The 11,084-nt window shown below is 72.0% G+C and carries 13 protein-coding genes and 1 pseudogene; 11 read left to right on the forward strand and 3 right to left on the reverse strand.

All coding sequences use genetic code 11. The annotated features are described in order from the left end of the window. From AC2VNT_RS00740 to mutM, 3 genes are all read left to right on the forward strand, one after another. Nucleotides 1–285, forward strand: a 285-nt coding sequence (locus tag AC2VNT_RS00740; RefSeq protein WP_486945039.1) for a YceD family protein, incomplete at its 5' end; no start/stop codon positions are given. Beyond that, nucleotides 282–974, forward strand: coding sequence for a ribonuclease III (rnc, locus tag AC2VNT_RS00745; protein ID WP_486945040.1), 693 nt, complete (start codon nucleotides 282–284; stop codon nucleotides 972–974). The genes AC2VNT_RS00740 and rnc, both read left to right, overlap by 4 nt. A gap of 5 nt (nucleotides 975–979) precedes the next feature. Next, a complete protein-coding gene (gene mutM, locus AC2VNT_RS00750; RefSeq protein WP_486945041.1) occupies nucleotides 980–1,840 on the forward strand; it encodes a bifunctional DNA-formamidopyrimidine glycosylase/DNA-(apurinic or apyrimidinic site) lyase in 861 nt (286 codons plus the stop codon). A gap of 3 nt (nucleotides 1,841–1,843) precedes the next feature. Here mutM and AC2VNT_RS00755 read toward each other — a convergent pair whose 3' ends face one another. Beyond that, a complete protein-coding gene (locus AC2VNT_RS00755) occupies nucleotides 1,844–2,407 on the reverse strand; it encodes a hypothetical protein (protein WP_486945042.1) in 564 nt (187 codons plus the stop codon). Nucleotides 2,408–2,527: 120 nt separating this feature from the next. On the opposite strand from AC2VNT_RS00755, the gene AC2VNT_RS00760 reads away from it, so the two are divergent. Genes AC2VNT_RS00760 through AC2VNT_RS00770 form a run of 3 tightly spaced genes read left to right on the forward strand, consistent with a single transcriptional unit; the run spans nucleotide 2,528 to nucleotide 3,683 of the window. Beyond that, a complete protein-coding gene (locus AC2VNT_RS00760; RefSeq protein WP_486945043.1) occupies nucleotides 2,528–2,803 on the forward strand; it encodes an antitoxin in 276 nt (91 codons plus the stop codon). Beyond that, nucleotides 2,790–3,233 (forward strand): TA system VapC family ribonuclease toxin, encoded by a 444-nt coding sequence (locus AC2VNT_RS00765; protein ID WP_486945044.1) that lies wholly within the window; start codon nucleotides 2,790–2,792, stop codon nucleotides 3,231–3,233. Before AC2VNT_RS00760 ends, AC2VNT_RS00765 begins: the two co-directional genes overlap by 14 nt. Nucleotides 3,234–3,245: 12 nt before the next feature. After that, nucleotides 3,246–3,683: a nitroreductase/quinone reductase family protein gene (locus tag AC2VNT_RS00770; RefSeq protein WP_486945045.1), complete on the forward strand. Its 438-nt coding sequence runs from the start codon at nucleotides 3,246–3,248 to the stop codon at nucleotides 3,681–3,683. 2 nt (nucleotides 3,684–3,685) lie between these two features. On the opposite strand, the gene AC2VNT_RS00775 is transcribed toward AC2VNT_RS00770, so the two are convergent. Both AC2VNT_RS00775 and AC2VNT_RS00780 read right to left on the reverse strand, forming a co-directional pair. Beyond that, nucleotides 3,686–4,324, reverse strand: a complete 639-nt coding sequence (locus AC2VNT_RS00775; RefSeq protein WP_486945046.1) for a DJ-1/PfpI family protein — start codon at nucleotides 4,322–4,324, stop codon at nucleotides 3,686–3,688. Nucleotides 4,325–4,358: 34 nt separating this feature from the next. Next, nucleotides 4,359–5,135, reverse strand: a complete 777-nt coding sequence (locus tag AC2VNT_RS00780; RefSeq protein WP_486945047.1) for a PIG-L deacetylase family protein — start codon at nucleotides 5,133–5,135, stop codon at nucleotides 4,359–4,361. A 59-nt stretch (nucleotides 5,136–5,194) separates the two neighbouring features. Between AC2VNT_RS00780 and AC2VNT_RS00785 the strand changes: the two genes are divergently transcribed. The 5 genes and pseudogenes from AC2VNT_RS00785 to AC2VNT_RS00805 all read left to right on the forward strand — a co-directional run. Then, nucleotides 5,195–5,611: an OsmC family protein gene (locus tag AC2VNT_RS00785; protein WP_486945048.1), complete on the forward strand. Its 417-nt coding sequence runs from the start codon at nucleotides 5,195–5,197 to the stop codon at nucleotides 5,609–5,611. Further along, nucleotides 5,598–5,879: an acylphosphatase gene (locus AC2VNT_RS00790; protein ID WP_486945049.1), complete on the forward strand. Its 282-nt coding sequence runs from the start codon at nucleotides 5,598–5,600 to the stop codon at nucleotides 5,877–5,879. Before AC2VNT_RS00785 ends, AC2VNT_RS00790 begins: the two co-directional genes overlap by 14 nt. 50 nt (nucleotides 5,880–5,929) lie before the next feature. Further along, complete coding sequence (smc, locus tag AC2VNT_RS00795; RefSeq protein WP_486945050.1) at nucleotides 5,930–9,523, forward strand: chromosome segregation protein SMC; 3,594 nt, start codon at nucleotides 5,930–5,932, stop codon at nucleotides 9,521–9,523. Beyond that, on the forward strand, nucleotides 9,516–10,784 hold the full coding sequence (ftsY, locus tag AC2VNT_RS00800; protein WP_486945051.1) for a signal recognition particle-docking protein FtsY: 1,269 nt from the start codon (nucleotides 9,516–9,518) through the stop codon (nucleotides 10,782–10,784). Before smc ends, ftsY begins: the two co-directional genes overlap by 8 nt. Nucleotides 10,785–10,935: 151 nt before the next feature. Continuing rightward, nucleotides 10,936–11,084 (forward strand): annotated as a pseudogene (locus tag AC2VNT_RS00805) (ammonium transporter); the annotation flags it as partial.

Here is an 11,084-nt window from a genome sequence, read left to right on the forward strand (position 1 = left end):
CTGTTCGCCTACCCGGCCAGCGTCACCGATGCCACCACCGAGGCGGACGAGCTGGGCCGGGTCATCGACGGCGCCGTCGACATCGAGCAGGCCGTCATCGACGCGGTCGGCCTGGCGCTGCCCCTCTCGCCGCTGTGCCGGCCGGATTGCCCCGGGCTGTGTCCCGGCTGCGGGGTGCCGCTGGCCGACGCCGGACCCGATCATCACCACGACCAGATCGACCCGCGCTGGGCCAAGCTGGCCGAGATGGCAGGCCCGGCCGAGTGCGAGGGCGCGGAGCGGTGAGCCGGCCCCGGCAGGCCGTGCTCGACGCACTCGGCGTCGACCTGCCCGACGATCTGCTCACCCTGGCGGTGACCCATCGCAGCTACGCCTACGAGAACGGCGGGCTGCCGACCAACGAGCGGCTGGAGTTCCTCGGTGATGCGGTACTCGGCCTGACCATCACCGACGCGCTGTTCCGCCGGCACCCGGAGAAGGCCGAAGGCGACCTGGCCAAGCTGCGCTCCGGCGTGGTCAACACGGCCGCGCTGGCCGACGTGGCCCGGGGGCTGACCGACGACGGGCTCGGCGCGCACCTGCTGCTGGGCCGCGGCGAGGCCAACACCGGCGGCGCGGACAAGTCCAGCATCCTGGCCGACGGGATGGAGTCGCTGCTCGGCGCGGTCTACCTGCAGCACGGGATAGAGACCGCACGTCAGGTGATCCTGCGGTTGTTCGGCCCGCTGTTGGACGCCGCGGTGCAGCTCGGGGCCGGCCTGGACTGGAAGACCAGCCTGCAGGAGCTGACCGCCGCCCAGGGCTTGGGCGCCCCGTCCTACTCGGTCACCTCCACCGGCCCGGACCACGACCGGCAATTCACCGCGTCGGTGCTGGTGATGGAGGCCGAGTACGGCACCGGGGTGGGCCGCTCGAAGAAGGAAGCCGAGCAGAAGGCGGCGTCGGCGGCCTGGCATCTGCTGAACGACGCGTGACCTAGATGCCCGAACTGCCCGAGGTCGAGGTGGTGCGCCGCGGGCTGCAGGCACACCTGGCCGGGCGCACCATCACCGCGGTGCGGGTGCACCACCCGCGCGCGGTGCGCCGGCACGAAGCCGGACCCGCCGACCTGACCCGGCGGCTGATCGGCCGCACGATCACCGGCACCGACCGACGCGGCAAGTATCTGTGGCTGCTGCTCGACGACGACCACGCGCTCGTCGTGCACCTGGGCATGAGCGGGCAGATGCTGCTGGGCCCGGTCCCCAATACCAACCACCTGCGGATCGCGGCGGTGCTGGACGACGGCACCACGCTGAGCTTCGTCGACCAGCGCACGTTCGGCGGCTGGCTGCTCACCGAGCTGATGACCGTGGACGGCAGTCTGCTGCCGACGCCGGTGGCGCACCTGGCCCGCGACCCGCTGGACCCGCGGTTCGACGCCGAGGCGGTGGTGAACGTGATGCGGCGCAAGCACTCCGAGCTCAAGCGGGTGCTGCTGGATCAGACCGTGGTCTCCGGGATCGGCAACATCTACGCGGACGAGGCGCTGTGGCGGGCCAAGGTGCACGGTGTCCGGATCGTGTCGGCGCTGAGCCGGCCGCGGCTGCACGCGGTGCTGGAAGCCGCCGCCGAGGTGATGGGCGACGCGCTCTCGGCCGGCGGCACCTCGTTCGACGCGCTCTACGTCAACGTCAACGGCGAGTCCGGCTACTTCGACCGCTCGCTGGACGCCTACGGTCGCGAAGACCGGCCGTGCCGGCGGTGCGGGACGCCGATCCGCCGGGAGAAGTTCATGAACCGCTCGTCGTTCTACTGCCCGAAGTGCCAGCCGCGCCCGCGGGTCCGGCGCGATCCTTGATGGTCAACCCCGGGGGACCGGGCCGGTCAGCAGATCCCGCCAGGGGGTCGTGCTGTCGGTTCGCTGGCCACCGAACTGTTCCGCGTAGCGGTTGAGCGCGGCGGTGAAATCGTCGAGGGCCGGTTCGGTGGCATGGAACAGCTTGGACACCGCGTCGGCGGGATCAGTCGGATCGGCGGGGTCGCTGGGATAGCTGCCCGAATACCATGCGATGACCTTCTCGAGGCGCGAGATCAAGGTGACGCCCGCCTCGCGCACCGGTGGCAGCACGGCCGGGTCGTAGCAGCCGAAAGCCGAGGTCGGCAACGTGTTCAAGGCTGCGGTCACATCGCCGGCGAGGGTGCGGGTCTCCCACTGCACTGCGGTGTCGCCGACGTGGTAGCTGAGCCGGTAGATGTTGATGTCGCTCTGCAGCCGGTCCGCGAGGGTCGTCTTGTACCGCTGCTGATACACCGCCGGAGCCTCGCTGGAGACGGCGCCGGCATCGCAGCGTTCATGCGCCGGAGGCTCGGGTGCCGCGCTCGGTGCCAGGCTGATCGAGAGCATGGCACCGGGGCAGGCGGCCATCCAGGTAATCCGGACACGCCCGGTCATGACCGGATGCTAGTTGAACAGGGCAGCGCACGCTGACGCCGGCAGGGATGGCCACATTGAGCCGTAAAACCAGGAAACCAGTATTCTGGCTATATGAAGACGACGCTGGATCTGCCTGACGATCTGATGCGGGCCATCAAGGTCCGCGCGGCGCAGCAGGACCGCAAGATCAAAGACGTGGTGACCGAGCTGCTCCGGCGCGGGATGTCCGAGCCCGAGCTGGCCGGCGCGCCGCGGCGACGAGTTCGGCTCCCCCTGGTGCAGTGCGACGACGCAGCGGGTCCGGAGCTGACACCGGAGCGTGTCGCCGCCGCCCTGCTCGACCAGGAAGCCGAGTGGTCATCGGGACGCGACGATGCTGCTCTGTGACACCAATGTCTGGCTGGCCCTGGCGCTCTCCGGTCACCAGCACCATGGCGTCGCACGCGCCTGGTTGGACACGGTCGAGGAGCCCGGCGTCGTCCACTTCTGCCACGCCACGCAGCAGTCGTTTCTGCGGCTGCTGACCAATCGGACCGTCCTGGGTGCGTACCGGCGGGCGCCGCTCACCAATGACCAGGCGTGGGCCGCCTACGCGGCGTTCCTCGACGACTACCGCATCGTGCTGGCCGACCGCGAACCCGACGGTTTGGAGGCGCAGTGGGCAGCCTTCGCCGCACGCGACGCCGCCGCCCCCAAAGTCTGGATGGATGCCTACCTGGCCGCGTTCGCGCTGACCGGCGGGTTCGAAATGGTCAGCATCGACTCGGATTTCACCCAGTACGACGGAATCACGTTGCAGCTGTTGACCATCGGGTAGGAGCGGAGAATCATGACCATGCGATACGACCGGCCGAACGTCCTCGCCCGGGTCGGCAATGCACCCGTTCGCTGGCTCGCCCAGCTGGGGATCAGCATCGCCGGCACCCGGGCGCTCACCATCCGTGGCCGCAAGACCGGCAAACGCCGTGGCGTGGTGGTCAACGTGCTGACGGTCGACGGGGTGGACTATCTGGTCGCCCCGCGGGGCAACACCCAGTGGGTGCGTAACGCCCGGGCGGCCGGGAGGGTCGAGGTCGGACCGCGATGGCGCACCAGGGAGGTCCGGATCGCCGAGGTGGCCGACGACGACAAGCCCGACCTGCTGCGCCGCTATCTGCGGCGGTGGTACTGGCAGGTCAAGGGCCACGTCGCCGGGCTGACGCCGCAGGCGGGTGACGACGAGTTGCGTGCTGCGGCACCGGTGATTCCGGTCTTCGCGCTCGGCTGACTTCAGTTCCGCCGGCTGAAGTACTGCACCGCCCGGGCCCGGACGGCCTCGTCGGCCTTGGCCCACGACCCGGAGTCGAACGGCGGCTGCGGGTCGTACTCGATCATCAGCTGGGCGGCCCGCGCCGCCTCGGCGTCCACCAGCAGCTCGACCAGCCGCAGCGCCATGTCGACGCCGCTGGACACCCCCGCGGCGGTCACGATCCGCTGCGGCAGATGCTCGACCACCCGCTGTGGCAGGTAGTGGGCGCCGAGTTCGTTGAGCAGGTCGGCGGCGCCCCAGTGGGTGGTCGCGGTCAGTCCGTCCAGCAGGCCGGCGGCGGCCAGCAACAGCGCCCCGGTGCACACCGACGTGGTGAACCGGGTGTGCCGGTGAGCGTTTCGCAGCCAGGCCAGCATCGCCTCGTCGTGGATCAGGTGCCGGGTGCCGTGCCCGCCGGGGAAGACGACGACGTCGGGCCGGGTCAGCTCGTCCAGGGTGGCGTCGCAGGTCATGCCGAGCATGCCGTTGTCGCTGCGCACCTCGCCGCGGCGGTGACCGACGAAGGTGACGTCGATGCCGGGAACCCGCTGCAACACCTCGTACGGCCCGACCGCGTCGAGCGCGGTGTACTGCGGGAACAACGGGATGGCCACCTGCATGATGGCACTGTACGTGCGAAGACGTCCGGCTGGCTCAGTCGAAGATGTCGCGGCGCACGGGTCCCGGCGGCGCCGTCGGGTCGACGAACCATTCCCGGGCGAACAACACCCCGAACAGCTGCGGCGGAAGTCGCAGCAGCACGCCGAACATCCGCGCCGACAGACCGGTGTTGCCGATCTGCGAGCGGTGCGCCGCGAGCGCATCCCGCTTCTGCCGCGCGAACCGGAAGACGCCGATCCGGTGGGTGATGGTCGCCTGCGGGGCGTATCCGGTGCGGCCCACGTCGGCGTCGTACGGCGCCGGCAGCCGCAGCAGCCGGGCGACGTCGCCGACAAGGCGCAGCAGCTCGCGCGGCATGGTGACCTCCAGCATCCGCGGTGCCGCGGCCAGCTCGGCGGCCCGCTTGCCGACGTGGTGCACCTGCACATGGTCGCGATGGCCGTAGCCGCCGTTGGCCTGGTAGCTCAGCAGCAGATCGGCGTTCTCGTCGCGAAGGATGGCCGCCAGCCGCTGGGCGGCCTCGTCGACGTCGGCGCGTCCGAACCGGGTCCGCCCCGGCGGGTCGGGGAAGAACTCGGTCCCGTAGCCGCTGTCGGCGTAGCCCAGGCACTCCACCCGCTGCACGCCGAGAATATCTGCGCTGGACCGTAACTCGGCCAGCCGGCGATCGTCTTCGGCGTTGTCCACCCGACCGTCGGTCGCCACGACCACCACCACCCGGTGTCCGGCGGCCGCCGCCCGGGCCAGGGTGCCGCCGGTGAGCACCACCTCGTCGTCGGGGTGGGCGTGGAATGCGACGACGGTGGCCATGGCGTAGCAGTATCCCAGGCAGTGCTCCAGCGGGCGCGGCGCAATGTAGAAATGGACCCATGACGCAACTCTGGGTCGAGCGCACCGCGGCCCGGCGCTACACCGGGCACAGTTCGCGGGGCGCGCAAGTGCTGATCGGAAGCGAGGACGTCGCCGGCGTCTTCACCCCCGGCGAGCTGCTCAAGATCGCGCTGGCCGCCTGCAGCGGGATGGCCGGCGACGCGGTGCTGGCCCGCCGCCTCGGCGACGACTACCCGGCCACCATCGCGGTGTCCGGCCCGGCCGATCGGGACCAGGAGCGCTATCCGCTGCTGGAAGAGACCCTCGAGCTCGACCTCGCGGCGCTCGACGAGGCAGCGAAGACGCGGCTGCTGACCGTGGTGCAGCGCGCCGTCGACCAGGCGTGCACGGTGGGCCGCACGCTGACGTCCGGCACCGAGGTGCGGTTCGCGGTGGTCGACGGTGGCCGGTCCTGACGTTCGGCTCACCGCCTGGGTCCGCGGCCGGGTCCAGGGTGTCGGCTTCCGCTGGTGGACCCGCGCCCGGGCGCTGCAGCTGGGGCTGACCGGATACGCCGCCAACCGCCCGGACGGCCGGGTGCAGGTGGTCGCCCAGGGCCCGCGTGCGGCCTGCCAGCAGCTGCTTGACCTGCTGCGGGGTGGGGGCACGCCGGGCCGGGTGGACACCGTCATCGCCGACTGGTCGGACGGCGGCGACCCGATCGACGGATTCCGGGAACGCTAGCCCGGGCGGCTGGGCCTCGCGCGTCGTCCCCGAGGGTAGTCTCAGACGTCGTGCACCTCAAGAGTCTGACGCTGAAGGGCTTCAAGTCCTTCGCGTCGGCGACGACGCTGCGCTTCGAACCCGGAATCACCTGCGTCGTCGGGCCGAACGGCTCCGGCAAGTCCAACGTGGTCGACGCGCTGGCCTGGGTGATGGGCGAGCAGGGCGCCAAGAGTCTGCGCGGCGGCAAGATGGAGGACGTCATCTTCGCCGGCACGTCGTCGCGAGCGCCGTTGGGCCGTGCCGAGGTCACCGTCACCATCGACAACTCCGACAACGCACTGCCGATCGAGTACGCCGAGGTGTCGATCACTCGGCGGATGTTCCGCGACGGCGCCAGCGAGTACGAAATCAACGGCAGCGGTTGCCGATTGATGGACGTCCAAGAACTGCTCAGCGACTCCGGGATCGGCCGGGAGATGCACGTCATCGTCGGCCAGGGCCGGCTCAGCGAGATCCTGGAGTCGCGCCCGGAGGACCGGCGGGCGTTCATCGAGGAAGCCGCCGGGGTGCTCAAGCACCGCAAGCGCAAAGAGAAGGCTATCCGCAAGCTGGAGGCGATGTCGGCCAACCTGGCTCGTCTCACCGACCTGACCACCGAGCTGCGCCGCCAGCTCAAGCCGCTGGGCCGCCAGGCCGAAGTCGCCCGGCGGGCCGCGACCATCCAGGCGGACCTGCGCGACGCCCGGCTGCGGCTGGCCGCCGACGACCTGGTCACCCGCCAGGCCGAGTTCGCCGGCACCACCGACGCCGAGGCCACCCTGCGCGCCGAGCACGACCAGATCACCGCGCGGCTGACCGTCGTCGGTGCGGAGCTGGCGGCGCACGAGACCGCGGTGGCCGGGCTGACCGAGCGGGCCGAGGCCGCCCAGCAGACCTGGTTCGGGCTCTCCGCGCTGGCCGAGCGGGTCGGCGCCACCGTCCGGATCGCCACCGAACGCGCCCAGCACCTCGACGACGAGCCGGTCGCCGTCGGCAGCGTCGACCCGGACGCGCTGGACGCCGAGGCCGAGGAGGTGGCCGCCACCGAGGTGCGGCTGCTGGCGGAGCTGTCGACGGCCCGGTCCCGGCTGGAGGTCACCCGCGCGGAGCTGGCCGAACACGAGCGCCGCGCCGCCGAGGCCGAACAGGCGCACCTGGCGGCGGTGCGCGCCGAAGCCGACCGGCGCGAGGGCCTGGCCCGACTGGCCGGTCAGGTGGAGACCGCGCGGGCCCGGGTGGAGTCGATCGACGAGCAGGTGGGCCGACTGTCGACCCGCATCGAAGAGGCGGCGGCCCGCACCCAACAGACGCAGGCCGAGTTCGAGACCGCGCAGGCCCGGATCGGCGAGCTGGACCAGGGCGAGGTCAGCCTGGACGAGCAGCACGAGCACAGTGTGGCGGCGCTGCGACTGGCCGACGAGCGGGTGGCCGAGCTGCAGACCGCCGAACGCGAGGCCGAGCGCCAGGTGGCGTCGCTGCGGGCCCGGATCGAGGCGCTGTCGATGGGGCTGGAACGCAAGGATGGCGCGGCGTGGCTGACCACCCATCACAGTGACGCAGGACTTTTCGGCTCGGTGGCCAAGCTGGTCAAGGTGCGCTCGGGGTACCAGACCGCGCTGGCGTCGGTGCTGGGGGCGGCCGCCGACGCGCTCGCTGCGGCGGACTTCGGTGCGGCGCGTGCGGCGGTGTCGGCGCTGAAGAAGGGCGACGGTGGACGGGTCGCCCTGGTGCTGGGGGACTGGCCGACGACCGACCCCGGCCCCGAGGCGTCCACCGTGCTGCCTGCCGGGGCGGTGTGGGCGCTCGACCTGGTCGACGCGCCGGCGCGGCTGCGCGGGGCGCTGGCCGCGATGCTCTCCGGTGTCGCGGTGGTCGAAGACCTGGGCGCGGCGCTGGATCTGGTCGCCGCGCGCCCCCGGCTGCGGGCGGCCACCGTCGACGGTGACCTGGTCGGCGCCGGGTGGGTCAGCGGCGGCTCGGACCGCAAGCCGTCGACGCTGGAGATCACCGTCGAGATCGAGAACGCCCGGACCGAGCTGGCCACCGCGGAGTCGCAGGTGTCGCAGCTCGGTGCGGCGCTCTCCGGTGCGCTCAGCGAGCAGGCCGCCCGGCAGGGCGCCGCCGAGGAGGCGCTGGCCGCGCTCAACGAGTCCGACGCCACCATCGCGGCGATCTACGAACAGCTGGCCCGGCTCGGCCAGGACGCGCGCGTCGCCGAAGGGGAGTGGCACCGCCAGCTGCGTCAGCGGGAGGAGTTGGAGGCCGGCCGGACACAGACCGTCACCGAGCTCGGCGAGCTGGAGACCCGGCTGCGCAACGCCGAGGAGACCCAGCCGGCCACCGACGGCCCGCAGGTGGATCGGGAGCAGATCGCCGCGGCCGCCGAGGCCGCCCGCGGTGTCGAGGTGGAGGCCCGACTGGCGGTGCGCACCGCCGAGGAACGTGCCAATGCCGTTCGTGGACGGGCCGATTCACTGCGCCGGGCCGCCGCCGCCGAGCGCGAGGCGCGGATCCGCGCCCAGCAGGCCCGGGCGGCGCGCGAACATGCCGCGGCGGTCGCGTCCGAGGTGGCCGACGCCGGCCGGTTGCTGGCCCGGCGGCTGCAGCAGGTGGTGGCGGCCGCGTCGCAGCGCCGGGACGCGGTGGGCGCCGAGCGGCAGCAGCGGTCGGCGGCGATGGCCGCGATCCGCGACGAGGTGGCCACGCTGAACACCCGGGCCGGCACGCTGACCGAGTCGCTGCACCGCGACGAGGTGGCCAAGGCGCAGGTGGCGCTGCGCATCGAGCAGCTCGAGCAGATGGTGCTCGAACAGTTCGGGATGAGCCCGGCGGACCTGGTCGGCGAGTACGGCCCGGACGTGCCGCTGCCGCCCAGCGAGCTGGAGCTGGTCGAGTACGCCCAGGCCCGCGACCGCGGCGAGCAGGTGACCGCGCCCGCGCCGATGCCGTTCGACCGGCCCACCCAGCAGCGCCGGGCCAAGCGCGCCGAGCGGGAGCTGGCCGAGCTGGGCCGGGTCAACCCGCTGGCGCTGGAGGAGTTCGCGGCGCTGGAGGAGCGGTACAACTTCCTGTCCACCCAGCTCGAGGACGTCAAGGCGGCCCGCAAGGACCTGCTCGACGTGGTCGAGGATGTCGACGCGCGGATTCTGCAGGTGTTCACCGACGCCTACACCGACGTCGAGCGGGAGTTCACCCAGGTGTTCGCCGCGCTCTTCCCCGGCGGCGAGGGCCGCCTGCTGCTCACCGAACCGAACGACATGCTCACCACCGGGGTGGAGGTGGAGGCCCGCCCGCCCGGCAAGAAGGTCAAGCGGCTGTCGCTGCTCTCCGGCGGCGAGAAGTCGCTGACCGCGATCGCCATGCTGGTGGCGATCTTCCGGGCCCGCCCGTCGCCGTTCTACATCATGGACGAGGTCGAGGCGGCACTCGACGACACCAACCTGCGCCGGCTGCTTTCGCTCTTCGAGATACTGCGGGAACGCTCGCAGCTGATCGTCATCACCCACCAGAAGCCGACGATGGAGGTCGCCGACGCACTCTACGGCGTGACCATGCGCGACGACGGCATCACCGCGGTGATCTCCCAGCGGATGCGCGGCGAGGAGTTGGTCGCCAGTGTCTGAACAGCTGGGGATCGCGGTCGCCGCCGTGGTCGCGCTGGTCGCGGTCGCGGCGCTGGTGGTCGGCCTGCTGCGGTATCGCCGCCGCCGGATCAGCCTGGCGGCCCGCCAACCCGGGCGGCTGGACCGCTCGGGTGGCTACACGGCGTCGTCGGGGATCAGTTTCAGCCAGGGCGGTGCGCCGGTGCAGCCGGCCGACCGGATCGACACCACCGGGCTGCCGGGGGTCGGCGACGACGCCGCGGTGCCGCGCGATGCGCCGCGGCGGTCGATCACCAACGTCTCGCTGCCCGAGCCGCCGGCGGCGCAGCCACCGGTGGGCGTCGAGGCTGCCGACACCATCGCGCCCACCGACGGCCGGCTGGAGCGGCTCCGTGGGCGGCTGGCCCAGTCGCAGAGCACGTTCGGCCGCGGCATGCTCGGGCTGCTCGGCGGCGGCGACCTGGACGAGGAATCCTGGCAGGACATCGAGGACACCCTGCTCGTCGCCGACCTGGGCACCGCGGCCACCGAGTCGATCGTCAGCGGGCTGCGCGGCCGGCTGGCAAGCTCCCCGGTGCAGACCGAGACCGAAGCCCGCGCGGTGCTGCGCGACGTGCTCATCGGTGAGCTGCGGCCGGAGCTGGACCGCTCCATCCGGGCGCTGCCGCACGACGAGCACCCGTCGGTGCTGCTGGTGGTCGGGGTGAACGGCACCGGCAAGACCACCACGGTGGGCAAGCTGGCCCGGGTGCTGGTGGCCGACGGCCGGCGGGTGCTGCTCGGCGCCGCCGACACGTTCCGGGCCGCCGCCGCCGACCAGCTGCAGACCTGGGCGGTCCGGGTGGGCGCGGAGGTGGTGCGCGGCGCCGAAGGGGCCGACCCGGCCTCGGTGGCCTTCGACGCCGTCGACGCGGGGATCAAGACCGGTGTCGACGTCGTCGTCGTCGACACCGCCGGGCGGCTGCACACCAAGACCGGGCTGATGGACGAGCTGGGCAAGGTCAAGCGCATAGTGAGCCGCCGCGCGTCCGTCGATGAGGTGCTGCTGGTGCTGGATGCCACCATCGGGCAGAACGGCCTGGCCCAGGGCCGGGTCTTCGCCGACGTCGTCGACATCACCGGGGTGGTGCTGACCAAGCTGGACGGAACCGCTAAGGGCGGCATCGTCTTCCGGGTGCAGCAGGAGCTGGGGGTGCCGGTGAAGCTGGTCGGGCTCGGCGAGGGGCCCGACGACCTGGCGCCGTTCGAGCCGGCCGCGTTCGTCGACGCGCTGCTGGGCTGAGCGTGAACTGGCGAGACCCCATAACATCGCCGAAACACCTCAGCAGCGTCTCCGCAATGTCCGCTTGGGACGGTGGTACCGGACCATGTTCGCCACATGTCGTGGCGATGGCGAGGACTACCGGAGGTGGCGGCCAGTGGATCACTCCCCGATGCACGGCGTCTCGAACACCGGTGACACGGCGTGGATGTTGGTCAGCGCGGCGCTGGTGCTGCTGATGACGCCGGGCCTGGCGTTCTTCTACGGCGGGATGGTTCGGGTCAAGAGCGTGCTGAACTTGTTGATGATGAACATCAGCTC

The organism is Mycobacterium sp. TH-M15 (assembly GCF_057473705.1).

What these genes read in the sequence shown, in the direction of transcription:
- AC2VNT_RS00775 (WP_486945046.1), bottom strand. Translation starts at nt 4,324, where the DNA reads ATGCAGGTGGCCATCCCGTTGTTCCCGCAGTACACCGCGCTCGACGCG.
- AC2VNT_RS00760 (WP_486945043.1), top strand. Translation starts at nt 2,528, where the DNA reads ATGAAGACGACGCTGGATCTGCCTGACGATCTGATGCGGGCCATCAAG.
- AC2VNT_RS00755 (WP_486945042.1), bottom strand. Translation starts at nt 2,407, where the DNA reads ATGGCCGCCTGCCCCGGTGCCATGCTCTCGATCAGCCTGGCACCGAGC.
- AC2VNT_RS00780 (WP_486945047.1), bottom strand. Translation starts at nt 5,135, where the DNA reads ATGGCCACCGTCGTCGCATTCCACGCCCACCCCGACGACGAGGTGGTG.
- AC2VNT_RS00765 (WP_486945044.1), top strand. Translation starts at nt 2,790, where the DNA reads ATGCTGCTCTGTGACACCAATGTCTGGCTGGCCCTGGCGCTCTCCGGT.
- mutM (WP_486945041.1), top strand. Translation starts at nt 980, where the DNA reads ATGCCCGAACTGCCCGAGGTCGAGGTGGTGCGCCGCGGGCTGCAGGCA.
- AC2VNT_RS00770 (WP_486945045.1), top strand. Translation starts at nt 3,246, where the DNA reads ATGACCATGCGATACGACCGGCCGAACGTCCTCGCCCGGGTCGGCAAT.
- AC2VNT_RS00785 (WP_486945048.1), top strand. Translation starts at nt 5,195, where the DNA reads ATGACGCAACTCTGGGTCGAGCGCACCGCGGCCCGGCGCTACACCGGG.